The sequence below is a fragment of the Nitrospira sp. Ecomares 2.1 genome (assembly GCF_965152585.1).
This window is the reverse complement of the sequence record NZ_OZ224219.1, coordinates 1,425,447-1,449,459: the sequence shown is the minus strand read 5'-3', so window position 1 is coordinate 1,449,459 and position 24,013 is coordinate 1,425,447. Positions and strand designations below refer to the sequence as shown.

At 49.5% G+C, this 24,013-nt stretch carries 24 protein-coding genes; 12 read left to right on the top strand and 12 right to left on the bottom strand.

Annotated features, from left to right (window positions below; genetic code table 11):
• Nucleotides 1–13 precede the first annotated feature (13 nt).
• A complete protein-coding gene (gene lipA / locus ACWHYD_RS06340) occupies nucleotides 14–928 on the top strand; it encodes a lipoyl synthase (protein WP_447965070.1) in 915 nt (304 codons plus the stop codon).
• Nucleotides 929–1,387: 459 nt separating this feature from the next.
• Here lipA and ACWHYD_RS06335 read toward each other — a convergent pair whose 3' ends face one another.
• Together ACWHYD_RS06335 and ACWHYD_RS06330 are read right to left on the bottom strand one after the other, a co-directional pair.
• Entirely contained in the window at nucleotides 1,388–1,729 is a 342-nt protein-coding gene (locus ACWHYD_RS06335) for a hypothetical protein (protein ID WP_447965069.1), read from the bottom strand.
• 388 nt (nucleotides 1,730–2,117) lie between these two features.
• Nucleotides 2,118–2,804, bottom strand: a complete 687-nt coding sequence (locus ACWHYD_RS06330; RefSeq protein ID WP_447965068.1) for a Spy/CpxP family protein refolding chaperone — start codon at nucleotides 2,802–2,804, stop codon at nucleotides 2,118–2,120.
• Between the two features lie 124 nt (nucleotides 2,805–2,928).
• Between ACWHYD_RS06330 and ACWHYD_RS06325 the strand changes: the two genes are divergently transcribed.
• From ACWHYD_RS06325 to ACWHYD_RS06300, 6 genes are all read left to right on the top strand, one after another.
• Nucleotides 2,929–4,074 carry a citrate synthase gene (locus ACWHYD_RS06325; RefSeq protein WP_447965067.1) on the top strand — a complete coding sequence of 382 codons (1,146 nt, stop codon included), beginning with the start codon at nucleotides 2,929–2,931 and terminating at the stop codon, nucleotides 4,072–4,074.
• Between the two features lie 66 nt (nucleotides 4,075–4,140).
• Nucleotides 4,141–5,859 carry an FAD-binding protein gene (locus ACWHYD_RS06320; protein ID WP_447965066.1) on the top strand — a complete coding sequence of 573 codons (1,719 nt, stop codon included), beginning with the start codon at nucleotides 4,141–4,143 and terminating at the stop codon, nucleotides 5,857–5,859.
• A gap of 114 nt (nucleotides 5,860–5,973) precedes the next feature.
• Complete coding sequence (locus tag ACWHYD_RS06315; protein WP_447965065.1) at nucleotides 5,974–6,933, top strand: succinate dehydrogenase/fumarate reductase iron-sulfur subunit; 960 nt, start codon at nucleotides 5,974–5,976, stop codon at nucleotides 6,931–6,933.
• Nucleotides 6,930–7,808, top strand: a complete 879-nt coding sequence (locus tag ACWHYD_RS06310; protein WP_447965064.1) for a CoB--CoM heterodisulfide reductase iron-sulfur subunit B family protein — start codon at nucleotides 6,930–6,932, stop codon at nucleotides 7,806–7,808. Before ACWHYD_RS06315 ends, ACWHYD_RS06310 begins: the two co-directional genes overlap by 4 nt.
• 98 nt (nucleotides 7,809–7,906) lie before the next feature.
• Nucleotides 7,907–8,125, top strand: coding sequence for an addiction module protein (locus tag ACWHYD_RS06305; protein WP_447965063.1), 219 nt, complete (start codon nucleotides 7,907–7,909; stop codon nucleotides 8,123–8,125).
• Entirely contained in the window at nucleotides 8,125–8,421 is a 297-nt protein-coding gene (locus ACWHYD_RS06300; protein ID WP_447965062.1) for a type II toxin-antitoxin system RelE/ParE family toxin, read from the top strand. Before ACWHYD_RS06305 ends, ACWHYD_RS06300 begins: the two co-directional genes overlap by 1 nt.
• Before the next feature lie 744 nt (nucleotides 8,422–9,165).
• Here the strand turns inward: ACWHYD_RS06300 and ACWHYD_RS06295 are convergent.
• Entirely contained in the window at nucleotides 9,166–11,076 is a 1,911-nt protein-coding gene (locus tag ACWHYD_RS06295) for a hypothetical protein (RefSeq protein WP_447965061.1), read from the bottom strand.
• Nucleotides 11,077–12,594: 1,518 nt separating this feature from the next.
• Nucleotides 12,595–13,560: a DUF2891 family protein gene (locus ACWHYD_RS06290; RefSeq protein ID WP_447965060.1), complete on the bottom strand. Its 966-nt coding sequence runs from the start codon at nucleotides 13,558–13,560 to the stop codon at nucleotides 12,595–12,597.
• Nucleotides 13,561–13,740: 180 nt separating this feature from the next.
• Between ACWHYD_RS06290 and ACWHYD_RS06285 the strand changes: the two genes are divergently transcribed.
• From ACWHYD_RS06285 to ACWHYD_RS06270, 4 genes are all read left to right on the top strand, one after another.
• Entirely contained in the window at nucleotides 13,741–14,175 is a 435-nt protein-coding gene (locus ACWHYD_RS06285; RefSeq protein ID WP_447965059.1) for a hypothetical protein, read from the top strand.
• Between the two features lie 269 nt (nucleotides 14,176–14,444).
• On the top strand, nucleotides 14,445–14,831 hold the full coding sequence (locus ACWHYD_RS06280) for an SET domain-containing protein (RefSeq protein WP_447965058.1): 387 nt from the start codon (nucleotides 14,445–14,447) through the stop codon (nucleotides 14,829–14,831).
• 196 nt (nucleotides 14,832–15,027) lie between these two features.
• Nucleotides 15,028–15,474 carry a Spy/CpxP family protein refolding chaperone gene (locus tag ACWHYD_RS06275; protein ID WP_447965057.1) on the top strand — a complete coding sequence of 149 codons (447 nt, stop codon included), beginning with the start codon at nucleotides 15,028–15,030 and terminating at the stop codon, nucleotides 15,472–15,474.
• 444 nt (nucleotides 15,475–15,918) lie between these two features.
• On the top strand, nucleotides 15,919–16,236 hold the full coding sequence (locus ACWHYD_RS06270) for a hypothetical protein (protein ID WP_447965056.1): 318 nt from the start codon (nucleotides 15,919–15,921) through the stop codon (nucleotides 16,234–16,236).
• Nucleotides 16,237–16,347: 111 nt separating this feature from the next.
• Here the strand turns inward: ACWHYD_RS06270 and ACWHYD_RS06265 are convergent, their stop codons facing one another.
• Nucleotides 16,348–16,788: an HIT family protein gene (locus ACWHYD_RS06265; RefSeq protein WP_447965055.1), complete on the bottom strand. Its 441-nt coding sequence runs from the start codon at nucleotides 16,786–16,788 to the stop codon at nucleotides 16,348–16,350.
• Nucleotides 16,789–17,096: 308 nt separating this feature from the next.
• Between ACWHYD_RS06265 and ACWHYD_RS06260 the strand changes: the two genes are divergently transcribed.
• Nucleotides 17,097–17,906, top strand: a complete 810-nt coding sequence (locus ACWHYD_RS06260; protein ID WP_447965054.1) for a dioxygenase family protein — start codon at nucleotides 17,097–17,099, stop codon at nucleotides 17,904–17,906.
• A 45-nt stretch (nucleotides 17,907–17,951) separates the two neighbouring features.
• On the opposite strand, the gene ACWHYD_RS06255 is transcribed toward ACWHYD_RS06260, so the two are convergent.
• From ACWHYD_RS06255 to ACWHYD_RS06225, 7 genes are all read right to left on the bottom strand, one after another.
• The gene (locus tag ACWHYD_RS06255; RefSeq protein ID WP_447965053.1) at nucleotides 17,952–18,644 is read right to left on the bottom strand and encodes a glycerophosphodiester phosphodiesterase; all 693 of its coding nucleotides are present in this window, start codon (nucleotides 18,642–18,644) and stop codon (nucleotides 17,952–17,954) included.
• A 172-nt stretch (nucleotides 18,645–18,816) separates the two neighbouring features.
• Nucleotides 18,817–19,107 carry a nucleotidyltransferase family protein gene (locus tag ACWHYD_RS06250; RefSeq protein WP_447965052.1) on the bottom strand — a complete coding sequence of 97 codons (291 nt, stop codon included), beginning with the start codon at nucleotides 19,105–19,107 and terminating at the stop codon, nucleotides 18,817–18,819.
• A gap of 609 nt (nucleotides 19,108–19,716) precedes the next feature.
• On the bottom strand, nucleotides 19,717–20,745 hold the full coding sequence (locus ACWHYD_RS06245) for an HNH endonuclease (protein ID WP_447965051.1): 1,029 nt from the start codon (nucleotides 20,743–20,745) through the stop codon (nucleotides 19,717–19,719).
• Nucleotides 20,746–21,123: 378 nt separating this feature from the next.
• On the bottom strand, nucleotides 21,124–21,849 hold the full coding sequence (locus ACWHYD_RS06240) for a ZIP family metal transporter (protein ID WP_447965050.1): 726 nt from the start codon (nucleotides 21,847–21,849) through the stop codon (nucleotides 21,124–21,126).
• A 371-nt stretch (nucleotides 21,850–22,220) separates the two neighbouring features.
• Entirely contained in the window at nucleotides 22,221–22,715 is a 495-nt protein-coding gene (locus ACWHYD_RS06235; RefSeq protein WP_447965049.1) for a hypothetical protein, read from the bottom strand.
• A 185-nt stretch (nucleotides 22,716–22,900) separates the two neighbouring features.
• On the bottom strand, nucleotides 22,901–23,245 hold the full coding sequence (locus ACWHYD_RS06230) for a c-type cytochrome (RefSeq protein WP_447965048.1): 345 nt from the start codon (nucleotides 23,243–23,245) through the stop codon (nucleotides 22,901–22,903).
• Nucleotides 23,246–23,314: 69 nt separating this feature from the next.
• A complete protein-coding gene (locus ACWHYD_RS06225) occupies nucleotides 23,315–24,013 on the bottom strand; it encodes a c-type cytochrome (protein WP_447965047.1) in 699 nt (232 codons plus the stop codon).

The window sequence follows — 24,013 nt, the reverse complement described above, 5'->3', positions numbered from 1 at the left end:
CTCCAAGAGGCTCATGACATTCATCCCTACTTCAGAAATTTCGTCCGTCTCTTCTTCCGCAAAGCCCTCCCGAAGAAGAAACCTTCCTCCCTGGTTCAAAGTCCGTTTCCGGCCTGGACCCCATTACCAGGAAATCCGGCAACTGATGGATACGCATCGACTGCATACCATTTGTGAAGAGGCACGATGCCCGAATATTTGGGAATGTTGGAATAATCGGACGGCCACGTTTCTCATCCTTGGAGATATTTGCACCAGGCGTTGCCATTACTGCTCGGTGACGACGGGACGCCCGTCCGCAGTGGACCGGGAAGAGCCTCAGCGGGTGGCGAATGCCGTCAAACTCCTAAAACTCCGGCATGCAGTGGTAACCTCGGTCAATCGGGACGATCTCCCCGATGGAGGGGCCGCATTGTTTGCGGAGACCATTCAACGAATCCGACATGAAAATCCGGCCTGCACCGTCGAAGTGTTGATCCCTGATTTTCAGGGGGAGCAGACTGATCTGGAAAGAGTCATGCTGGCCAATCCGGATATTTTGAACCATAATATTGAGACCATCCCTCGTCTCTTCCCTACAATTCGTCCACAGGGGAAATACCAGCGATCGCTCCGGATTCTTCAATGGGCCAAAACCATGGGAGGACGAACTAAATCCGGGCTGATGGCAGGGTTAGGGGAATCAAACGATGAAATCCGGCAGGTAATGCGGGATCTCCGGGAAGTAAATTGTGACATTCTGACCATCGGCCAATACCTTCAGCCGACTCTTCAGCATGCGGCGGTTTCGCGATACTATACTCCAGAGGAATTTGAAGAATTCAAACAGGAAGGAATGGCCTTAGGATTTCAGCACGTGGAATCCGGCCCGCTTGTTCGAAGTTCATACCACGCAGAAGAGCAAACACACGGCAGATCCTGCCCCTAATTCCCTCTTAGGTCCCAAGCCTTTTGATCTTCGGGGCCGCAGCAGGCCTCGGTCAGACCGGTTGATGCATGTTCAACCGGGAAACAGGCTTGTCTGACTTGAATAAAGAAGAATTCTGCTTCTGGGCGAGGGAATCCAAATACACATGTTCGCAAAGATTCCGCAGAGTCACGAAATCAAAAGCAGTATATTCTTGATAGCACGTTTCACATTTCATCATTGGCCTTCTCTCCAATAATTTGTTACTATGCACCCATCAATCTAAAATTAGCGGAAGGACGAACACTTCGAACCACACACCGTGACTCCCCCAAGTGACAAAGTGAATAATTCTGAAATGTTCACCCTTCCCGCATTCATGGCATCGAGGATAATATTTAAATCCCTACCCGATGCTCTCTTCCCATAAAATTCTACCTCATACCTTCAGCCCAGGGCATGGAAATCCCGAGCTGCCGGTTATTGAATAATCAACGCATGTCCATCCTGGGCCGAGACCAGGGCATTAACGGGTTGCCCGACTTCTTTTTGCCCATTGGGAAAGGCGGTATCTTTCCCCACCTGGATTTTAACCTGTTGTTCAGCTGACGCCCCTTCGATGATAAACATATCTCCCTGGATGGCCTGAAGCTTCCCTTCCACATTTCTATACCGTGCCGTCGTTGTCGGTGAATTCGTCTGTAATTCCTGTCGAACCTCAGGTGGTTGAGCCATCGGTTCCCCCTCCATTGCAAAAACCGGCACAACTCCTTGGCAGCCCATCACCAATAACAAGACACAAAATTTATTCAATGATTTCATGACAGCCTCCTTCCGCAACAAATAAATGCGACGAAGTACAGTATCGCGTTTCATTGCTGACCTTACTCAATAGAGGACATTGCAAGGCTCATTCCCTACCATGCCATGTTTTTATTCATGAACAACATCAAATGGTTAGAAGTTTTCCTGTGGCAATCCGCATCAGGTCTGGCATTAAGATGTGCAGGTAATCGCCTACAACTTTCCCTAACACCCTGTAGGGAGATAAATGCAGCTTGGGGGATTCTGAAATAACGCCAGGTCCCTTCTCCGGTTGGAAGAAGGGACCTAGGTGATCAATGCTTTGCTCAATGACCTCAAACGTCGATCCTCACTCTCAGGTCGAAAGAAACCCAAGGAGATCTCATCAAGAGGAACACTCCTCTATTCAGGGATGGTTTTTCTCAATCTCACCATCATGGCCATGAGATTTGCCTGGATACTTGCCATGGTGTTCTTCTACGTCTTGTTTTCCCCCTCCATGGTGCGCCATCCCCTCCATTTGCACACGCAGCCGTGACCGGAATTGCTCATATTGCTCTGGAGACAACACCTCTTTAACTTTTAGAAGAACCTCAACACGATACACCATCATCTTTTTTTGCAACAGGCTAATTTCATCGACCTTGCCGGCAATCGCGGCCCTGTCCGTTTTCTTCGCATCCGTGAACATCCCCAAATCCATCATGGCAACCCGTAAATCGGCCCCATTCTGAATCATGGTCTTCCGATACTCCAGCTCGAGCGGACGCAACTGATTCACCTGTTCATCGGAAAGACCCAACTGCTCCTTCATGGCCAAGGTTGAAAGACCGCCATGCCGACCCATACCCTCATGATCGCCATTCCCATACCCCATTCCCGCATGAGGCTGCTTCCCATGGGGATTGTGCTCACTCCCGGGGTCAGCTCCAGCCAAGCTGCCCGTCCCCCCCGTGACAAGAGCCACCAATCCCACGACCATCATGAAGTTTTTGAAACCCTGCATACTCAAATCCCCTTTCTTGAAATTAAAGATTACACCAAACGAGAACTCATGATATTCGTCTTTCTCACGGTCATTACTTCGGGTCATCCTGATTTTCCAGGAAAAGTATAGCAAATTAACCAGGAAAGTTGGGGTGGAGTTCACGGGCACGGTATACTAAATTATTCGCAAGTATACGGATGTAACATCAAAGAGAGAGAGAGAAGGTGACATGCAAGATTATTTGCCAGGCCTAGCAGGGGTTCCTGCGGCAAAATCAACTATTAGTTATGTGGATGGGGTCCAGGGGATTCTGGAATATCGTGGTATCCCCATTGAGGAACTTGCTACCCGAAGCAGCTTCACCGAAACAGCATTTTTATTATTATTCAACCGGCTTCCCACTCAAGCCGAACTCGCCCGGTTTCACGAGGACCTCACTCACCATCGCCGGATTAAGTATCGCATCACCGATCTCCTGAAATGCCTCCCAGAGCATGGCCACCCGATGGATGCCTTGCAAGCGGCCGTGGCCGCTCTGGGCATGTTTTATCCGGTACCCGATGTCCGGGATGACAACACCCGGTATTGGACCGCCGTCCGCCTCATCGCCAAACTCCCCACCATCGTCGCAGCATTTGCCCGTCTCCGTCATGGTGATGAGCAGATCCAACCCCGTGACGACCTTTCCTTCGCCGAAAACTTTTTGTACATGCTCACCGAAAAAGTCCCTGCCCCGGACATGGCCAGGATGTTTGATATCTGCTTAATTCTCCATGCCGAACACACAATGAACGCCTCGACATTTAGTGGACTGGTGACCGCCTCCACGCTGGCTGATCCGTTTACGGTAATCGCCTCAGCCATTGGCACGTTAGAAGGCCCGTTGCATGGCGGCGCCAATGAAGCCGTCATTCACATGCTGGAGGAGATTGCGACCATTGAAGCCATTCCGGCATTTCTGAACCACAAATTTTCGTTCAAGCAAAAGATTATGGGGTTCGGTCATCGGATATATAAGGTGAAGGACCCCCGCGCTCACGTGTTACAAGAGTTCGCACAACAATTGGATAACCGACCGGATGGCAATTCCTTATTTGCTCTAGCCAGGGCGGTTGAACAGGAAATGGAAAAACGAGTGGGACCCAAAGGCATTCGACCCAACGTGGATTTTTACTCCGGCATCATTTACCATCGTATGGGCATCGATACCGATTTATTTACTCCTGTCTTTGCGATGGCCAGGGTGGCCGGGTGGTTAGCACACTGTTTTGAACAATACCAGGATAATCACTTGTTCCGGCCTGATCAGATTTATGAAGGCCCCCGCCATCTTTCTTATCAATCAGTGGAGACCCGTGAGAATATTTCCACCTAGTCGGGTCACGAACCCGGCCGTCGTCATCGCTGTGCGGATCCAAGTGCCACGCAACAGTACTTGAGAATGATGAACTCTGCCTTTTCTTATGATGTGCTCGTCATTGGTGCCGGCCTGGCAGGCATGCGCGCCGCTATTGCCGCGCATAACCAAGGGGCTTCTGTCGCCCTTCTAACCAAAGTCCACCCCGTGCGCAGTCATTCCAATGCCGCACAAGGCGGTATTAACGCCGCCCTGACGGACCGGGGTGACATGTGGCAAGACCATGCCTTCGAAACAGTGAAAGGCAGTGATTATCTAAGCGACCAGGACGCCGTTGAGGTTCTCGCCCAAGAAGCCGGCCAGGATATTATCGCCTTGGAACATATGGGAGTGATCTTTAACCGCAATGAAGAAGGCCACCTCGGTACGCGCCGATTCGGTGGACAGAAACGCGCACGGACCTTTTTCGTGTCCGACTTTACCGGACAGGCCATGCTTCACGTGCTGTATGAACAAACCATGCAGGCTAAAATTCCCGTCTACGAAGAATGGTTTGTGACCTCTCTCGTGAAAGACGACCAGGGACGGTGTGCGGGAGTGGTGGCCTTTGAAATCCGCACCGGAACATTCGCACTATTTCGAGCCAGATCCGTGATCATGGCCACAGGCGGCTTAGGCCGTGTGTACGAACCCAGCACCAATGCCCTGATTTGTACGGGCGATGGCATGGCCGTAGCCTACCGGGCTGGCGCCCCATTAATGGATATGGAAATGGTGCAATATCACCCGACGACGCTGAAGGGGAAGGGCCTCTTGATTACGGAAGCCGCCAGGGGAGAAGGGGCCTACCTTCTCAACAGCAAGGGCGAGCGTTTCATGGAGCGTTATGCGCCCAATATGCTGGAGCTGGCTTCGCGGGATGTCGTCTCCCGTGCGGAACAAATTGAAATTAATGAAGGGCGTGGCATCAAAGGTTGCGTCTTGCTCGACTGCCGGCACTTGGGACGAGCCTTCCTTCAGGATCGTCTCGGACAAATCTACGCCGAAGCCAAAACCTTTGCCAATATCGATTTAGCCGAAGAGCCGTTACCCATCCGGCCAGGCATGCATTACCAAATGGGGGGCATCAAAACCGATACCGAAGGCCGATGTTGGGATGTCCAAGGCCAATGGACCGGCGTGCCAGGCCTCTTCGCGGCAGGAGAAACCGCCTGCGTGAGCCTGCATGGGGGCAATCGGCTTGGCGCGAACTCTCTGTTGGACACCGTGGTGTTTGGCCGACGGGCAGGAACATGTGCCGCAGAGTATGCCAATACGAATCCTCCTCCCACCATTCCGGATAGCGCCATGGACAAAGACAAACATCTGGTGGCTAACATCGTGTCACGGAAAGGACCGGGGGAACGAGCGGCGGCGTTGCGCCTGGAGATGGGCACCACCATGAACCGGTATGTATCGGTCTTTCGTGAGGAGGAAGGCATGGAGACGGCCCTTCACCATATCACCACACTCAAAACACGTTGGCCGGACATCACTATTCAGGATAAGGGGCAGGTGTTTAACACCGGATTAATTGCCGCACTGGAACTGGGGTTTATGTTGGACTGTGCAGAAGCCATTATTGTGGGCGCCCTCACCAGACAGGAAAGCCGTGGAGCCCATTTCCGGACGGATTTTCTTGACCGGGATGACGAACACTGGCTCAAACATGTGTTGCTGTATCATAGGCCAGACAGTCCTCCCCATGTCGAGTATCTACCAGTGCGGATCACCCAATGGCAACCTCAAATCCGCGTCTATTAATGGGGACAAAAATCCGATCATGTCTTTTTTTTCAACCGTGCACGAACGACAAGTCACCCCTAACGGCTTAAAGGAGATATACTGTAAGCACAAGCCGAGGAATTACCCACACTGATGCACACCACTCTTCGCATACGTCGCTTTAATCCGGAACACGATCATCCCTCCTCGTACTATCAGGAATATGATCTGGAAATCGATCCTTCCGACAGTGTCCTCGATGGACTCATTAAAATTCGGGAAACCATTGATGATTCCCTAACACTTCGTTGTTCCTGTCGCGGGGCCATTTGTGGATCTTGCGGTATGCGCATTAACGGACACGCCACACTGGCCTGTAAAACCAAAATGATTTCCATGGCCTCGGAAGGTGAAACGATTCAGGTTGAACCCATGAATAATATGCCGGTCATTAAAGATCTGGTCACCGACATGGCGCCTTTCTGGGCAAAGATTCGGCAGATACAACCGTGGCTCCAACCGCAAGGGCTGCCTCCCACGGCCGAATACACCGCCTCACCCGAGTCCATGAGTCACCTCTCAGGTGTCATGAGCTGTATCATGTGTGGCGTCTGCGTCTCTGACTGTACTGTCCTGGAGGTCGACAAGACTTTCATCGGGCCTGCCGCCCTGGCGAAAGCCTATCGGTTCGTCGCCGACCCACGGGATGCCGCGACTTCCCAACGCCTGAACTTCCTCAACCAACCCAGTGGCATGTGGGATTGCACCCGGTGTATGGAATGTATTCAGGTCTGCCCCAAAGGGGTCGGACCGATGGACCGGATCATGGCGTTGCGGGCAAAAGGCCTGGCGAAAAAAGTTCCATCAACCTGCGGTTCCCGCCATGCCGAAGTCTTTACCGATATTATTAAACATAAAGGCATTCTGGACGAACCTATGCTGGCGATCAGAACCTTCGGCCTTAAAAATATTGGCAGATTACTCGCCATGATTCCTATGGTTCTCCAATCCCTACTCAAAGGCAAAGTCCCCCCATTAGGTCCGCTTCACCGTCCGATCCCAGGCATCCAGCACATTCAACGGCTCTTTAAACAGGTCAGGATTACACGATGAAATACGCCTTTTTTCCCGGTTGTGTCTCAAAGGGGGCCTGCCCCGAGCTGTATCAATCCGTCATGCAGGTCTATCCCAGATTGGGAATCGAACTCGCAGAAATGACAACTGCCTCCTGTACCGGTGCAGGTGTGTTGCAGGAAAAAGACCCGCGGCTAGGCGATGCGCTGAACGCCCGTACCTTTGCGCTGGCGGAACAACAAGGCCTCCCCATCATGACGATTTGTAGTACCTGCCAGGGGGTGATGAGCCAAGCCAACCATCGTCTCACCACTCGACCACACTATCTCCAGGAAATGAACGACTTGCTCCGGGAAGAAGGATTAACCTATCGGGGAACAACCACAATCAAACATTTCCTGTGGATTCTCTTGGAAGACGTGGGCGAGGAGACGTTGCGGAAACATATCACCCGTCCCTTATCCGGTCTTCGTGCCGCGCCGTTTTATGGATGCTATATCCAACGACCGACCGATGCGCTCGAATTCGACCGGAATCCTGATCGGGGAAAATCTCTTGAACGGATCATCGAAATTTTAGGGGCGGAAGTTGTAGACTTTCCGGGGAAAACCCGATGCTGTGGGTTTCCCATATTGACCATTAATGAAAAAAACTCGCTCACCATGGTAGCCACCCATACGCGGGATGCTAAATCTCACGGAGCGGATATCATGGTCACTCCCTGCCCGCTCTGCCATCTCAATCTCGACGGCATGCAGACCAATGCCGCCCGTCAGGAACAGACTTCCATTGATCTTCCAATCCTCCATCTTCCACAACTGCTGGGCCTCGCCATGGGGTTGGATACTAAGAGCCTCGGGTTACAACGAAACCTCATTTCCCCTGAATCTGTTCTCGCAAAATTGAGTATCTAACCCTAGTTTTCTTTCGATTGACAGAGACTAATATTCCTTCTACCCTCCATGTTCCATAGACTGGGAAAACACCAGAAATATACAAGGAGCAAGAGAACATGAGTACAAAGACCAAGGACATTTTAAATCAAGCTCTCGGGCTTCCTCCGGTTGAAAAAGCCCACCTTGTTGACTGTCTTCTTGCAAGTCTTGATAAGCCCGATCAAGCTATTGATAACCTTTGGCGAGAAGAAGTCGAAAAAAGAGTTGAAGCTTACCAATCAGGGAAGATCCTCTCTGTATCCCTTCAGCAAGCTTTATCCAAATACCAGAGATAATGGAAATTCGACTATTAGAAATCGCCGAAACAGAGCCTGATGAGGCCGTCACATTTTACAATTCAGAACAACCCGAATTAGGTGCGGATTTTATTGTTATATTTATTCACTCCCTTGAGCGAATCAAAACCTACCCCAAAGCCTGGAACCCTTTCAACCAAAATACCCGCCAATGTCAATTACGACGATTCCCCTATGGAATTGTCTATCAAATACTCGAGGGCGAAATCTTAGTTGTCGCCATTTCCCACCTGCATCGAGAGCCTGGATACTGGAAAGATAGAATAACGCCTTAGGTCTTGAAAGCACGGAATTCTCTAAGCAGGATTACCTCTCCCCATTGCCAAGACTTAAGCCAATCGCATAAATGCCGGTTTTCGGCCCGGCAGCCGAACTACTTTTGATTCGGCAAAAGTAGTCAAAACCAGTGACGCCCAGTCCGGCCACATTGGAAAGGACGAACGCAGGGAGGAGAGCGGTCCAACTCGCTACGCTCAGACAAGGCCTGCCGACCGATAAGAGCGTACATCCCGAGAGCCGGACAGGAGGCGTCGGTCGTAGGGAAGGAGTAAAGTGCTAAATGCTCTAACGAGGAGCCTAGGAGTTAATCAAGCTGATGGACAAATGAGATGACAAAAAAAGCTAAAAATGTAACATATGGCCCATTCTGTTACATGGGTGAAAAGTTCTGAACGAATTTCTCGATGGCTTGGCCCAGGCTCCAGGGCCTCCGAGCAAGCTTTCTTGCCTATCGCAGGGAAAGCAAAAATTGAAACTGAAAAAAAAAAAGGTGTCCTTTTAAGCTTACAAGGCGTCCGCTCTAGGCTGCGGTTTCAACCGGTCGCTGCAACACATGGGTTAAATCGTTCAGCAGGTGTTTCAATCTTTCTCTAGTCGAGTAGGTTATGAGTGCGCCCGAAGACCAGGCGCGACGATTGAACATTTATGATTTTTCTCTCAGTCTGAGGGGAGGGCTGATCTAAGGGAAATTCGAGAAAAAAGGCATGCCCCACTTACCATTGCTAGTAAAAGTGTGCGCACTATGACGATGGTCCTGGATTGGGGGCTCTCCAAGAATGCGGCAATTCTATGTGACCCGCCATGGAGTCGATCTCGCTCTGTAAGGCATCGATTGGAATCATGAAAAAACTCTTTGGCTCTGGAATGATTAGGCCCATGCCTTCAGATTGAGGTTCGATCTTGACAGCTTCTGGTCCCTCTGAATGTACAACAGCCCCGATCATGGCGGCTTCCAGTTTAGATTCGATGTCAAGGCCAGAGTTCGCAAGGTAGTAGAGTAACCAGGATGAGTTCAATACGACGGGTTTGATCCAGCTAAACTGCTCCTCTAGGTAACGGGTGAAAATTGGTTGCTCGCGAAAGCCAGGCCACAGATGTGCGTTCTGATCAGCTCGCTGCATTATCCAGATCGGCGAATCGGAATAAAGAGACAATAAACCCCGTGCGAGCGACATATCAGGAAGCGTAGTCCATTCCTCTGCGTTTATCCCGCTGATGTTTACCAACACTTTGTCGCCATAGCCCTGGTCCAGAAACCAGGTGAGCACCGTACGCCTCCATTCTAAAGCCGCCAGCACATCGGCGAGCACATATTTCCCGCCACTCAGATCAGGGATCTGTCCCGCGCTCACATGATCTAGCTGTATATCGAGCGCCGAGTAGTCATCGGGTAACAACAGCGACAGGGAGTGTTTGTCCTTACGACTCTGTCGCATCCGGACCATATATTGTTTGGGCTCCTCGCGCCCGAGCAACGTTTCGAGGTCTCTAAAGATGTCACCGTAGGCTACCCAGCCGTCCGGATTGTTAGTAGGTGCCTCGATGTCGATATCGTTCCCCGCGGCGGCATTGCCGGCTACCTCGTTTGCCAAACTGGGGTTCTGGACTAAAGCGTGGATGAGTCGCAACGCTCCGGCCGCACGGAGGAGCGCCAGATCAATCATCATAGGAAGAGTTGCTACGAGTACTAACGAGAAGGGAGGAAATTCGTATCTGGGAGCTGTCTCCGGCTTTTTTCGCAAGGAGCTACCAGCTTTTTCGCCTTTCTCGTATAGTGATACGTCCAGTTCGGCTAGCTGATCAACACCAATGTCTACGATCGTCCGCTCTTCGTAAAAGTCGGCGCATTCGAGGAGATATTGAATCATCTCATGCTCACGTCTACACCATTCGGACTCGAAATACGCGGGAGACTCTACACGCGCGATTAGTGGCACCGCGGCAAACAGGCTCCATATCATGCCGGTGTTTGTCTCCCATGCTGGCACGAACGAAGCGTCTATAGCAGCATGCGGAGAGCTCCACATATTGAGCGTAGACAGAACTGGTTTTGATTCCGATGACCTATGGCTGATAGCGACCGCTCGCCGAGGCCAAGCAGGAGATAGTGCGCTAAAGGCAAAACAGGCCAGATCTTGAGGCCTGACCGTAGTCCAATTGTGCTCGAGCGCTCCGATCAGCCAAGCCAAGACTTTGGTGGTCAGAAGCCAACGACGCATTACGCATAATGCGCGCTTGCGAGGACGTTTTTCTCCGCTCCGGACGGTTGAAATCAGGCCCATAAGTAGGGGTTCATTAATCAGAAGCAGACCTGCAAGGGACAACGTGGCTTTCATGGCTCCCACATCTTGAGGCACAGAGAGCCAGGCCCAATGATTCTGCCATTCCTGTCCTTGTCCTTGACGGACAATGGTCGTCTGCAATCCATCTGGTGTTGAGTGCGTGTTATAGAGAGTGCCACACCCATGATCCATAACGTCAGTTGACAATTCTGTGCTAGGGAGAGAATCGATCATTGAGATCCGCTTTGTGACTTCTTGAACGACAAGTTTACGAAACTGAGTATCACTTACCGGTGTGAGGGCTATACCACTAAGAAGGGAGCCAAATGCAGTGGTCAACCAGGCCCGTATCTGGTCAGAACTAATCATCGCTCCATCTCCGTGCCTGCTACTGGAATTGTCGAGGTCATAGAAGCGGGAGATCGGATCGCTTTCCAGCAGGGCACGAGTTGGATCAGTTCTGGCCAGAATGCCAAGGAATGACGCGCTGTTGGTCATCTTTCCTACGAGCGAACTAGCGCGAGGTCTTAATTCCGATGGCGGCCACTGATCCAATCTTTCCGGAATCGCCCAGACGGCGGTTAGAACTGAGAATTCTGCTTTCTGACTCCTTGCGATCCAATAGTCCGACGGCCAGTCAGTTAGCCAAGCCCATTTCCCTTTCCCGTTCTCCTCGCTTCTGAACCTTTGCCATTCGCTCTTCATAGAGCTTCCAGATACTTCTTCGAAGGTGGCTAGCTCGCGTGTCAGCCAAGCCCAAGCAGCCGCTGGAGTGTTGATGAGCGTGTTATCTGCTGGCATAGATAGCTTCTGTGCTGTTCCTGATGGTTTCAGCGCACATGACTTTGAGGTCCACTGCAAACCTCGTAGAAGACCTAATTAGAAGTTGACGTGGAACGTTGAAGGGGTCAGGCCTTTAAACTTGAGTTTGAGTCCCTCCCTAGTCGAGTAGGCTATGGGTGCGCCCAAAGACCAGGCGCGACGATTAAACATTTATGATTTTTCTCTCAGTCTGATGGGAGTCGCTGATCTAAAGGAAATTCAAGAATTAAGACCTGAACCCATTTACAACAACTGGCCCCTCAGGCGCGACAACAGAAGCAATTTCTTGAGCCGTTGTCTAGTCATGGCAACTATTGAGCATATTTTGCCAACTCGCTGGAGTGGGGTGCATGTTCCGCATCTAGGCGACCGGCCGTAATGGGTTGATAGTACTCTTCCGGCTTTAGATTGTCGACCGTCCGTTATGGGTCGGGAGCGGACTGTCGAACGCATCCAATTTTCGCTTTTTGCCAAGGCGAAAATATTACCAGGGCAACAGAAATAGTCCCAAAATGTAACCGTCTACAGCGATCTGCTAGATGAATGGGCAATTGCAATCATTTCTGTCAACTTATCAGGCAAAAACACCCTTTCCTCTTTCCACTTCCCGACGCCTACTGGCTAGCCCAAGGGTCGGATGCTTGAATCTAAAGACTGACCTTGTCCAAGTCCTTCCAACTGACTCAGGACAGGCACTTCGAGTTAGTTTTCCACGATGAACAAGGATTCATTGTTTCCGCAGTCTTCGTTGGCCTTGTGGCCTGGCCGAGCTGTGCAACCGTCACCGGAACAAAGGCGGGCACTGTTTGAGCCCTGCGAGCAGACTCAGGCCAAGCTCCGCGAGTTTGCCCGCCGACGATGTCGGCGAACCGCGAAGGCAACTCAATTGGACAGGCCACGGCCAATATGGCTTTGGGTACTTTCCCCGTAAGGAAAGTACCTCGTCGTGCGGGGCCGAAACCTCGGCAATACAAAGAAAAAGATTGAGGCAAGGGATCAAGGCTGACAGAGGAGAGGCGGAAAATAGCCAAGAAGGGATGCACTCAGATTAATGGGCTTGCGCCTTTACCCCTCCATACCTAACGCAATCGCGTAGATGCCGAATTGGGGAACCCAATGCCCGTGCTTTCGGTAGTCATCCCGCCAATACTGCGGCATCTCCATATGCGTCGCAATATGATTGAGGTACAAGTCACGAAATACCACGTCCTGAGTGGATTGGAAGAGCGTCCAGAATGCCCAAGCTCGGCTAAAGTTGAGTCCTGCGGAATGTGGCGTGGGAGCTGTGGGGATCGGTTCCATAGAAAGGCCCTCTGGACAAAATGACTCAAACCATCGCCAAGATTCTTCTTGGGGAAGAATCGTAAAAATGGTTCTGGTCCGTTGCAGAGAGGCCGCAAAAAACTCATTCGTCACCTTGTCATATGAAGGAGGCAAGGTCTCATCAAGAAGGACAACCCACATTCGTGTAAACCTAAGAAGTTTTTCGATTAAAACTTGGTCAGCCTTCCATTGACTCCAATTCCACAAATTCAGCAAGGCCCATGACAAATTACCATAGTTCCTCTGTTTCAAATGATAAATAACCTCTCCAGCCGGAAGAGAAAAAATCCATTGATCCAACTGTGTGGAAATTTCTGCCGCCAACGGTAACAAGTCTCTATTCCCCCACCCCTGCTCCCGTTCTATGGCCAGTTTCAAAAACCAAGAAAAACCATAAGGTATTTCATGATTGAGTTCTCCGTTCCTGAGTGAGGCCAGTTCCGCCTCCAGACAATCAGGCGTGAGTGCCGCATCGACTATTTCAGCCCAGCGATGTTGTCCGGTCAGTCGTGAAGCCGTTAATAACGCGTAGGCCCCATGAACACTGGAATGCCAATCGATACACCCACAGAAGGTCGGATGAGTCGTATCCCGCCGGAGAAAACTCTGTTCCACCGTCTCAGCCAAAATCCGTAGATAGTCCATCCTGGCCTCGCAGAACGCCTTCCACGCCGACTGAGAGTAGTGATCGGATTGTACATTCACCATTTAGCCAATTCCCTCCTGGAATAGTACCCTACCTCACGCCATCATGCCTCGGGTAGAGAGGTTTGTTCCTGGAAAACTTTTGTTTCCCTTTGCCAGATTATGGATACGCAAACTTATCAAAGATCTGCTACACTCCCTTGAAGTTCGGATATCTTACCTTCACAGACAAAGGCCTTTTCCATGAATTTTGATCCAGCCATCGCCGCACTGCAAGCTCTTCAACAAGCTGAGGAACAAGGAGAACTTGGCGATCGTGAATCGGACATTTTAGAAGCGGAGGCGATATTTTCCACCGATCAAGGACCACAGGCCAAGCGCGCGTTTGATACCCTTCAGGAATTGGGAGCACAGCTTCCACAGGCTCGACACCTGCAGGAGTTCCTCATTTACATTACCTGGCAGCAAGTCACCGAAGGTCCCCTGCCCCGATATTTTCAACTTGGGCTGGACCTCTGCGATCGATTCCTCGAGCGATTCGGGAAGCAGGTTGAAGGCACTCCATCGCATCAACAGGTGGTCGCCATCCGGGAATCGTTTCAAGGCGGATTAGGTATCGAAGAAGAAGAGAATCTCATGCCGGAACATGATGAGGATGCGTTTCTGGGTGGTGATTAACCTTGATACATTTTCTGTGAACTCGCCAGTGGCTTTACCAATGATCAAACTTATGGCCGGTCCCTCCGATCGAGTGATTCCGCATCGCCGGAAAATTGATGCTGTCTCTTCTTTCGCTTCATCTCTTCTACATCCTTGCCTCACCAACTTCCCATTTTGTACAGTTTTCTGAAAGTCATTTTCCTAGAAATTTTTCAACGTATTGTTGTCATCTGCCCATGTCCCCAACCCATAGAGCTTCGGCCTGCAAAACCAAATGGCCCGTTCCGATGGAAGTCAAACCCAGCGCCATTGAGGGCCGTGGCTTATTCACCAAAGTAACATTGCGACCCAGACAAAAAATCGGTGAGTACGAAGGGGAACGCATCACGCAACGGGAAGGACGAAGACGAGCGAAAATCCAAAAATGGATTGCCATAGTCGAAGTGAATAATGGGAAGTCAATTGATGGGGCAGAAGAGACAACAGGATTCCGGTTCATTAACCATTCCTGCACACCCAATACCTTCATGCGAATTATTGGAGAACGAGCAGAGTTTTATGCCTTACACCCGATCAAGGCCGGAACCGAACTCACGCTCGACTATGGCGACTCACACCACAACGGGGAACTGCCCTGTAAGTGTCAGACCACAGACTGCCGGCGTTTCATTTAAAGCGTCTTCTTTCCCTCAAAAAAGATCTTCCACCGTCAAATGAGGGCTTCCAACGCAACCAATTAGAAAGACAATTTTTAAGAATTTTCCCTTACTCTTTACTTTTTATAGGGTCAGGCAAAGCAGAGACACTCTTTCATTTGATATACTAGAAAACTAACCCTTTCAATTACTGGTTTTCACACAGGAGGTAGGAATGAATCGGACAAGTCAACGCCGCATGACCCAAGAGGGAACAATCAAAACGGTTTCGCGCATGATGGGGCTTTTCATGCTGACCATCGCATTGAGTCTGTCTGGCGCAGCAGCCTGGGCCGATGGAGACGGTCATGGTTACAGTCATGATCCAAAATCCAAACTGGAGAAACTCACGAAGAAGCTGGATCTTACGAAAGAACAGCAAGACAAGATCCTCCCCATCATTGAGGAAAAACACCAGAAGATGGAGGGACTTCACCAACAAATGAAAGACATGCGCCAACAGGCCATGGCTAAAATTGAAGCTGAACTCACTCCTGAACAAAAGGAAAAATGGAAGGAAATGCAAGAAAAACGGGCGGAAAAGATGAAGGAATACAAAGAAAAGCATGGAAAAGAATGTGACAAAAAAGGCAAGCATGGCAAGGACGAAGACGACGATTAACGCCTAGGCTACCCACGGGGGTCGGATTAATTCGTCATCCGGGTTATCTCCGACCCCCGCTCCCAAGCCCCTTGGCTTACTCCTGCTTCCTATCCTGCTCTCGAAAAAGTTTCAGCATACATCAATCTGTCCCATCCTCCATCGCCCTCACCGATGGTGATAACGCATAGCCTTCTGTCATCTCCGCCATGAGTAAGTAGGAATCTATGAATAGATGCGGTCGCTTCTAGGGAATGACTCAAATGGAGAGACAGAAAACAAGATGAAGGCCCGCGATACCACCCGCCGGACATAGTGGGAACGAACCGGTACAAATCCAAGTATGCCTGGCAACACAGAACCAAAAGAAATCCTGATGATTTTCCTTAATTTCCTAATAGACCACATAATTGGTAGGGTAGAGCCATCCATAAGAGGAAACGTACTGTATAGGGGGCTCAATTCATGCTTGAAATGGTAGAAATTCGGGTCAGTTATCGATATGTGAAAGAACATTCCTGGGTCGTACAGGGCATCACAGGATTTCTTTCTGCCTATTTCATGGAAAAACCAGGATTTGCATTAAAACGCCACTTTGAAGAATTGGAAACCGGCATGCACGTCTGGTTGTGCGATATCCCGCCCAAAATGAAAGTTCCCACGCTCCTGAGGCGGTTGAAGGATGACATCCCTCCCTGCCAATATAAACAGCTCGAAACCAGCCCGCCGGCGCGACCGCAATTTCTTATCGATTCACTGGAGTCGGAAACCGCAACCTCCTAACCTATTTTCAAAACAAGGATTTCGAACGGACAGGAGGGGCGGAAGGAGAACAGGGCATCACGAAAACCTCTGTGAGATGTGCTGAAAATTTAATTGAGTAGGCTGAGAAGACTAGAGGGATTGCGTGGGATCGATGCACAACGCCGACCGAAGAAGGTGAATCCGTTCGGCCAGTTGTTCAGCGGGAAGCCCTACGGGCTCATGCGGCACACACCACACCGGTTTTAACGGATCGGGATCGGTCTTGAGCCTTGGAATCAGATGCCAGTGCATATGAGGAACCTGATTACCGAGCAATTCATAATTGATCTTCTTCGCGTCAAACACCTGCGCCAGTGTCTGCGCCACGTGGCTAACTTCCTCCATCAACATGCTGCGCGCCACTCTGGATAAATCAAACAGTTCGGAAACATGCTCCTTCAACACCAACACCGTCCATCCGGCAAAAAACTGGTCCTCAAACACAAACGCTCTGGTCAGACCACAATCGACAAGAAAATGATCCTTGAGCGGCCATGCTCCAACACATATTTTGCAAGAGGGCTCGGTCACGGCAATACGAAAAGCGAGGGGATCAAGAATTCACCATGAGAGAAAAAAGATTTTATAGACCTACCAGGGAATAGACGAACCCAATTGACTCATGACACTTTCTCCTATTCTGGGACAACATACCGCACCTTCCCTTCACCGTTAAAGTCTTAATTCTTCTTCATGGTATATTGGAATGTGTGGAGAATATGTAAAAAAATGACCATAGAAACCAACAATTCAGAGACGTTCCAGAGTTGCTACCTGTTTGCCATCAGCAGTACATCTTCCATCGTGTTGCCACTTCCTTATGTGGAGAAGGAATCCATATGACAATAGAACCTCATCGCTTGTCCAGAAGAACCCTGTTAAAGCGGGGAATGGGCATTTTCGGCTTGTTAGCCGGAGGGTTCAGTGGCGCCTCCAGCCTTGCAGAAATACTCAAGGAGCCCACTCCACGCCAAACCCTGGGGCCCTTCTTCCCCGACGAGGGAGATCCGATCGATGCCATTCGAGAAAACCACGCCATCGGCATTCCCATTAGTCAGGCGAACGATCAGGATCTCACGTTTGTCAAAGGCCGCAGGGGAAAAGCCAAAGGGCAGGTCATTTATCTGAAAGGAAAAGTCCTGAGCGCAAAAAGCGGCAAGCCGATACCTCACACCGCGATCATCATGTGGAGCGCCTCGGCCTCGGGCCGGTATAACCACAGAGAGGATAACGGCATGTTGAAATTCCCCCATCCCACGACCGGAGAAATCATTCACCGAACCTACGATGCGTATTTTCAATACTGGGGACAAGCGGTCACCAATGAGCAGGGAGACTATTGGTTCAAAACCATCGTGCCCGGCTTTTATCCTATCGACCTGGAAGCCGGCCTGTACCGCCCGTCCCACCTACACTTTCAACTGGTACCTCCAGGACACCCGAAACTGGTCACACAGCTCTATTTCCGTGGCGACCAAATCCCCAACAATGAACTGAACCAGAAATTACTGCCAATGGATGTGGTCATTCTGGATGCCGGGCTCACAACCATAGACCTGGAGAGGGTGATAGTGGACTATGCCCCCGACACGTCGGGGGAGATGTCGGATGGTTTGGTTGGGCGTTACGATTTTATGGTTCCAAACTAGTAGGCAAGACAGTTTTTCTGAACAGGCAATTTGGTGCAAGCTGGACTAGATCCGGTCGGGAAAGTTGGAAATAATCCCATCGACTCCCATCTGCTTCATTCGGCGAATATCTTCAGGCTCATTAACCGTATAGACAAACACCTTAAAACCTTGCTCCTGAAACGCATTTACAAGAGAAGGCGTCACAACATCCAACGCCACTCCCACATGGGTCGCTTGAGCGGCGGTGGCAAAGGCCGTGTAAGGTATGGGCACGTCTTCGATTAACGCCAATGTGAAAGCATCTCCTATCAACCTTTTTACCGGTAACAGTTCCTCATGAAAAAACGAGGCATAAATTACTGTTCCCTGAAAGTCAGCGGCCTTCACCAAAGCGCAGACGTCAGCGGCAATTCCCCTCACCTTTAGCTCAATCATGGCACCGGCCCGTCCACTGAGACAGGCGAGCGCTTCTTCAAGGAGAGGAACCCTTTCCCCCCCTCCGGCATCCAATTCCCGAAGTACGCTGAGCGACAAATTCTCGACAGTTCCCTTTCCGTTTGTCGTCCGGTCAACCAAATCATCATGAAGGAGGACCAGCGCTCCATCTGCCGTTCGCCGGACATCAAACTCAACCATGTCGACACCCAATTTAATAGCCAGGTTCAGAGAAGCCAGCGTATTCTCCGGGGCATGGCCTGCCGCACCCCGATGACCAATCCGAAGAAGATTCCGTACCCGGTTAGTTGGCATGGTCATATAATTTTTCCCTGGGCTAGAAATACCATAATCTACGGAGGTCGTTGGGAGCCAGCTTACCGACCCCCAATTCATTTATCGAAATGAAAAGAGGGCAAGGAGTGGATCTACCGAATCCAGTCGCTTGGACTGACAACTTTAGGCAAGGATTTTTTCCGCAAAGGCAACTATATCATCGAGATAAAAATGCTATTCTCGCTTTAGACATCACCGCCTCCTGTTCAATGAAAGAACGCAATTCCGACCGAAGAGGTTTCTCAGTCACCAGATCAACCGGACAGCCAAGAGCATCCTCCAAACAGAACTGTACACCAAAGTTCCTCTCCGAAGTGTCAGGGCCATCGAACGCCCCCATGATATCGACATCACTGTCTGGACGAGTTTCGTCACGAGCGGCAGAGTTAAGCAAAGCCAACAACACAACCCCAAATCGCTCCGCCAATTCTGGCTTGATGCGAGTCAACACCTCCAAGGTTTTCGATTGATTGCAACCTCTGTTTTAGCTTCTTTTGCAAGATACGGCTCTCATCTTTTTATATGGGCAAGAGTATGTTATGTGTCAATCCTTTGTAGAAACGATGGCAGATTCTTTCTTCGATATTTGGATATTCGCACAATGCGGGTTCTCTGTGAAGCTCATCAGTATAATTCCATCACGTTTTTGGAAAACTTCATATCCAATTAGTGAACTATGGAATCCTAAAACCAACGGAGCAAACATGAGAAACCCAAATGCCACCTTAATAGAAAAAGCTCCTCTCCTAACAAACTCACATCGGCCGCCTTGCCAGGTTGGGGAATGGATTGCAATATAATATGTCGTCCAAAAAAGTCAGTCAGAGGGAAGAGGAAAGTGGTTCAATAAATTAAATTTATTGAGAAAGGAGAATATTGAATTTGTAAACCACGTGCCTAAAGTTGACCTACCGCAAAAAACACAATTCGCCCTACCAAGAGTCAGGCATATCAAAAATTTAAGGTTTATTGAAAATATCGAGAGAACCAATTCCATTAGGTGACCGCCGCCAGCGGAAACATCAATGATGAATTAGGCAAAATATTTCATGATGTATCATAAAGGAAAAAAGAAAAAATTACGCATGGAATCAACTGGTCGAAGTATTCCATTTGGGATATCAGACATTTTTAAAACCTTCTTCCCAAGTGGATCAAACCCATGGCCAAATTTTAAACCGTAATGGATAGGACTAAGTTCCTCACAAAGCATGACTTCATAGAGGATTGTATTAAATAACGATATTTTCCCTCGTAGCCTATTATTTTCTCTTTGAAAACCGAGGAGATGTCCCTCAAACGAACGAAATCGAAAAGTCTCATGGTTAAGAAAGGGCTTGTTATACAATTTAATTGGACTCAAAGTTGTCGCCTTACCTCTTATAAAATCTCGAATTGGGTCAAATACATCATTGAGAACAAATTTATTTCCTTGAATAGATGTAAGATAGTTAAACACAATTTTGGCAATCGAACGCCAAATTCGCCCGTCAATTTGACCCTCTAAATTAATTGGAACCGAATTACCGCTTAGCTCCGAAGGTGGAGTAATTGATTCCTTTTCTTTTATTTTTACCCCTTTATCATAAACCAAATTCATAAGTGCTTCTACTTTAGTTGCATTGGTCCCAAGTACTCTAACGGCTCCCTTGGGTAGAGCCAAAATCTTTCCAGCATCTTCTCTTTCGAATTCTTGTTCATAAAAATAAGCCAATTTTCCAGATATTGATCGGACGATGATTTGATCGAGAAGTCTCAGGCTTCGAGTATTCCAATCCATATCAAGACTTGCACCTCTCAAAATCCCACAAGTTGCATTGTCAGGAAAATATATTTTAACTCGACGCGATTTAAAACTTTCACTCTTCTTTTTCTGTGGTCCCAGAATTTGGGCTCGCAATAAACCCTCAAAGGAGTCCCTAGACAAAACTTGATCAATTTCCTTCCCAAAGTCTTCGTTACAAGCTTGGCAAACCGAATCCTTCAAAACCATTGTCTCGGCTCCAAATAATCCAAAAGCCTTTGGAATCACGTGCTCTCGATTGAACTCAACATTAGTTTTTTTACAATAGATACACTGGCTCATTGGAATGTAAAGTTAAGGGTCACCTAACAACAGATCGTATATATAGAAACGGCCAAGACATCGTTGACAGTTTTGAAGATTAAGAGTTTCTTCATTTAAATACAAGGGCTTCTAGCCCATGTGAGGTTGACCGTAACCACGACGCAATTCGACAAGGACCTATTAAAAACGATTTCATCATGCTCAAGCACCTATCGGAGGTGTGAGTTGAAGAATAGCTAACTTTTGATCAGCTGTTGGCAACAAGAAAATACCCCCATCCCTATTTCACCCCTTCCAAACTAATCCTAACCAAGGCAATGAATAAAGCATAGATTGGGCTGGCGACCGAACCAGCTAGACAATTTCCGGGCCGAGTCTCGTGGGAATTTTATGAAATTAGCCGTGCGTGAGGATGATGCCGAGGGCGACCAGAACGCCAGCTCCCATGGCGGCCAGACTGTAGGGACGGTCTTCCCGCTCGGCCAATGGAAGAAGGTGAGTGGCTCCCACATAGACAAATGCCCCGGCAGAAACCGCCAGCAACGCGCCAAGGACGGACTCATTGATTTGATGAATGATGGGGATTGCCAACAATGTCCCAATCGGTGTGGTGAGAGCGGCAGCCAGAAAGGCCAACAGCCATGCCTTTTTCGGAGTGAACCCGCCACGGAGTAATAGGACATAGGTGACGATCCCTTCCGGAAACTCATGCAGGACCATGCCGATACCCGCTAATGTTCCGGTTAAGACACTGACGCTAAACGTGATGGCATACACCACCCCATCCAATGTCGAATGCAGGCCAATCCCGAGCAGAGGAATCAGTCCAATGGCTGTGTCGGGAGTGCTATCGCAGACATAGGCATGAATGAACCGGTTAAGCAGATGGAAGGCCAGATAGCCTCCCAGCAAATATACCGGGGCCTGCTCGTTCATGTGGAGGGCTTGAGGAATGATATGGAGAAAGGCAACCGAAATCAGCACCCCGGCTGCGAAACAGGAAAAATAGGAGGCATTATATTGTCCCCATGTTCCAAACCGACGAATGACATAGAGACCTGTGGTCGTGACCCCGGCCGCAAGAAGACTGGCCAGGATGGCATATCCGTAGTGGCTATTCATCAGGAAATCTGCGTATTTGTGGAAGGCTTGGAAAAAGATACCTGTCAATATTCGGCAGGCATAACAAAATAAGGAGAGGATTCTAATCCTAACACTCAAGAGAAACAATAATTATGGGAATCTCTTGCCTGAATTGTAAAAATCTGATCTATATTTGCCAGACAATTCACAATAAACTCTATGCTGTTCACAAACAAAACCTGAAAGGCAATGTCATCCTGAGTATACGGAATAAGCTCGCTGATACTTGGGGCTTCTCAACCTAGGCACAAATTCTTCGCCATGGGTTCCGAATGACAAACCGGTTAGGGGCAACTACAAGCACACAGAGTTCGTCCACTGTTGGGAGTGTATTATCAAATTTTCACAATTCAATCCTGCAAGCGAAAGACTTGATGGCATTCCACGCAGGCGTGGATGGTCTGCTCGAGATGAGGGAGAATCTGCTTGAGGTCTTTGGTCGGGATCATTTCGCCCATGGCTTCTGCAGCTTGATGATGCCCCATAGCCAGCTCATGGTATTCAGGCGGGAATATGGCACCCTGCTCACGCTGCATGGCCACATGGTGTTTCGGGAAACCCAGTTCCTCATTTGTCAGGATAGCGGCCCTGGCAAAGTCTTCTCGCGCTAAAGCGCCAACGATGGCTTCAAGGGCTTCAAGATGCTCTCGCATCGTCAACTTGAGACCCTCTTGTGCGGCCTGGGGAAGATCTAATGCCATGCGCTTTGGCAACGAGGCCTTCGGCATCTCATGTTCCAGCCTGTGTGCGGCAGAATGTTCGGGCTCCGCGATAGAGAAACCAACGTTCCACCATAACATTAACGTACCAAGGGTCATTCCAGCCCAGACCTTTCCCGGTTTCATGTCTCTCTCCTTTTTCATGCGACGGCAATTGGCCAAAACCATTTGGCTTAGCAAATAGGTCGGCCTAGGCAAACTGTCCCACGCAGGTCCCCGTCTTGATAGTCCGTAGAATGATGAAGGGGTTTTTATTGTTGCCATTCTGAGGATTGAATCAGAAGAGAATCCATTATCCTGAAAACCAACTTTTACGGTTTCAGGGAACGGAGATAAGTAAGAAGATCGTTAAATTGTTCTTCCGCTATGGCATCTTTAAAGCTGATCATAGAGGTGCCCGGTCGACCGTTCATGATCACGTCTTTGAGTTCATGGTCTGATTTGGACTGAGTTTTCTGACTGGTTAAATTGGCGGGAGGAGGGTTGGTATATCCGGCCATGGCACCATCACCCTTCCCATTTAATCCATGACAATGCCCGCAAGTTTTTCGAAACAAAGTTTGACCTTTTTCAACATCCCCCCCACCGGCAAGAGCCGGGCTTGTCATGACCATTATTAACGCTAGCCCCAGGACCACCATCGGAAAATTCCTCATATGGTTTTTATGTTTCATCCGACTGAAGCACCGGTTCATCTGTCACCCTCCTGTGGATGCCTGTTATGGTTATTTGAAGGTCATCATGTACGCCGTGATCGCATAGATATCCGTCTCCGGTAGGGAAGGTTTGGGAATATAGGCTCCACTTCCTGGAACAAAGTCATTGGGGTTCAGATTGAATCGATACACCCAATCGGCCTGGAGACGATTCCCCATATTGACAAAAGACGTACTGGAGGTCCCGCCCGTATAGCCACGCCGGTTGTCTGCCGGCGTCCAATGGCAATTTTGGCAGGCATGCTCCACATAAAGTTGCTCACCCCTCGCTAGTTCTGCCGATGTGCCCGGTTTCATCATGCCTTCGGTGATTCTCACATCCTTTAAGGTGCTCAAGAAATCAGCAACCTTTTCCGCTTCTCCGGGTAAGAGCGCAAGATGCCGCCCCTTCCGTTTGAACTTGAAATCGTAACCGACCGGATAAAGTTTTTCCCTTGGATTTTGGAGCCAGGCCACTAACCAGTCTCGTTGATATTTATTACCCGCCCAGATCAAGTCCGGCGCTTGTTTTGTGGAGCGCGGCATTGGCGCGCCATGAATTCGGTGGCAACCAACACAGGTGGACTGTACGATGCCTTCTCCCTCATTCGTGAGGTCAGCCGCTCCTGCTGGGACGAACAAGCCTGCAAGCATCCAGGCAAGAAGAAGGGTTCCTTTGATAAATCCGCATGCTGTTCGACAACCTATCCCAGCAACATTCAATCCCAT

What these genes read in the sequence shown, in the direction of transcription:
- ACWHYD_RS06280 (WP_447965058.1), top strand. Translation starts at nt 14,445, where the DNA reads ATGGAAGTCAAACCCAGCGCCATTGAGGGCCGTGGCTTATTCACCAAA.
- ACWHYD_RS06300 (WP_447965062.1), top strand. Translation starts at nt 8,125, where the DNA reads ATGGAAATTCGACTATTAGAAATCGCCGAAACAGAGCCTGATGAGGCC.
- ACWHYD_RS06290 (WP_447965060.1), bottom strand. Translation starts at nt 13,560, where the DNA reads ATGGTGAATGTACAATCCGATCACTACTCTCAGTCGGCGTGGAAGGCG.
- ACWHYD_RS06315 (WP_447965065.1), top strand. Translation starts at nt 5,974, where the DNA reads ATGCACACCACTCTTCGCATACGTCGCTTTAATCCGGAACACGATCAT.
- ACWHYD_RS06335 (WP_447965069.1), bottom strand. Translation starts at nt 1,729, where the DNA reads ATGAAATCATTGAATAAATTTTGTGTCTTGTTATTGGTGATGGGCTGC.
- ACWHYD_RS06225 (WP_447965047.1), bottom strand. Translation starts at nt 24,013, where the DNA reads ATGGGATTGAATGTTGCTGGGATAGGTTGTCGAACAGCATGCGGATTT.
- ACWHYD_RS06270 (WP_447965056.1), top strand. Translation starts at nt 15,919, where the DNA reads ATGCTTGAAATGGTAGAAATTCGGGTCAGTTATCGATATGTGAAAGAA.
- ACWHYD_RS06240 (WP_447965050.1), bottom strand. Translation starts at nt 21,849, where the DNA reads ATGAATAGCCACTACGGATATGCCATCCTGGCCAGTCTTCTTGCGGCC.
- ACWHYD_RS06305 (WP_447965063.1), top strand. Translation starts at nt 7,907, where the DNA reads ATGAGTACAAAGACCAAGGACATTTTAAATCAAGCTCTCGGGCTTCCT.
- ACWHYD_RS06330 (WP_447965068.1), bottom strand. Translation starts at nt 2,804, where the DNA reads ATGACCCGAAGTAATGACCGTGAGAAAGACGAATATCATGAGTTCTCG.
- ACWHYD_RS06325 (WP_447965067.1), top strand. Translation starts at nt 2,929, where the DNA reads ATGCAAGATTATTTGCCAGGCCTAGCAGGGGTTCCTGCGGCAAAATCA.
- ACWHYD_RS06255 (WP_447965053.1), bottom strand. Translation starts at nt 18,644, where the DNA reads ATGACCATGCCAACTAACCGGGTACGGAATCTTCTTCGGATTGGTCAT.
- ACWHYD_RS06310 (WP_447965064.1), top strand. Translation starts at nt 6,930, where the DNA reads ATGAAATACGCCTTTTTTCCCGGTTGTGTCTCAAAGGGGGCCTGCCCC.
- ACWHYD_RS06295 (WP_447965061.1), bottom strand. Translation starts at nt 11,076, where the DNA reads ATGATTAGTTCTGACCAGATACGGGCCTGGTTGACCACTGCATTTGGC.
- ACWHYD_RS06245 (WP_447965051.1), bottom strand. Translation starts at nt 20,745, where the DNA reads ATGAGCCAGTGTATCTATTGTAAAAAAACTAATGTTGAGTTCAATCGA.
- ACWHYD_RS06285 (WP_447965059.1), top strand. Translation starts at nt 13,741, where the DNA reads ATGAATTTTGATCCAGCCATCGCCGCACTGCAAGCTCTTCAACAAGCT.
- ACWHYD_RS06230 (WP_447965048.1), bottom strand. Translation starts at nt 23,245, where the DNA reads ATGAGGAATTTTCCGATGGTGGTCCTGGGGCTAGCGTTAATAATGGTC.
- ACWHYD_RS06235 (WP_447965049.1), bottom strand. Translation starts at nt 22,715, where the DNA reads ATGAAACCGGGAAAGGTCTGGGCTGGAATGACCCTTGGTACGTTAATG.
- ACWHYD_RS06275 (WP_447965057.1), top strand. Translation starts at nt 15,028, where the DNA reads ATGAATCGGACAAGTCAACGCCGCATGACCCAAGAGGGAACAATCAAA.
- ACWHYD_RS06320 (WP_447965066.1), top strand. Translation starts at nt 4,141, where the DNA reads ATGATGAACTCTGCCTTTTCTTATGATGTGCTCGTCATTGGTGCCGGC.
- lipA (WP_447965070.1), top strand. Translation starts at nt 14, where the DNA reads ATGACATTCATCCCTACTTCAGAAATTTCGTCCGTCTCTTCTTCCGCA.
- ACWHYD_RS06260 (WP_447965054.1), top strand. Translation starts at nt 17,097, where the DNA reads ATGACAATAGAACCTCATCGCTTGTCCAGAAGAACCCTGTTAAAGCGG.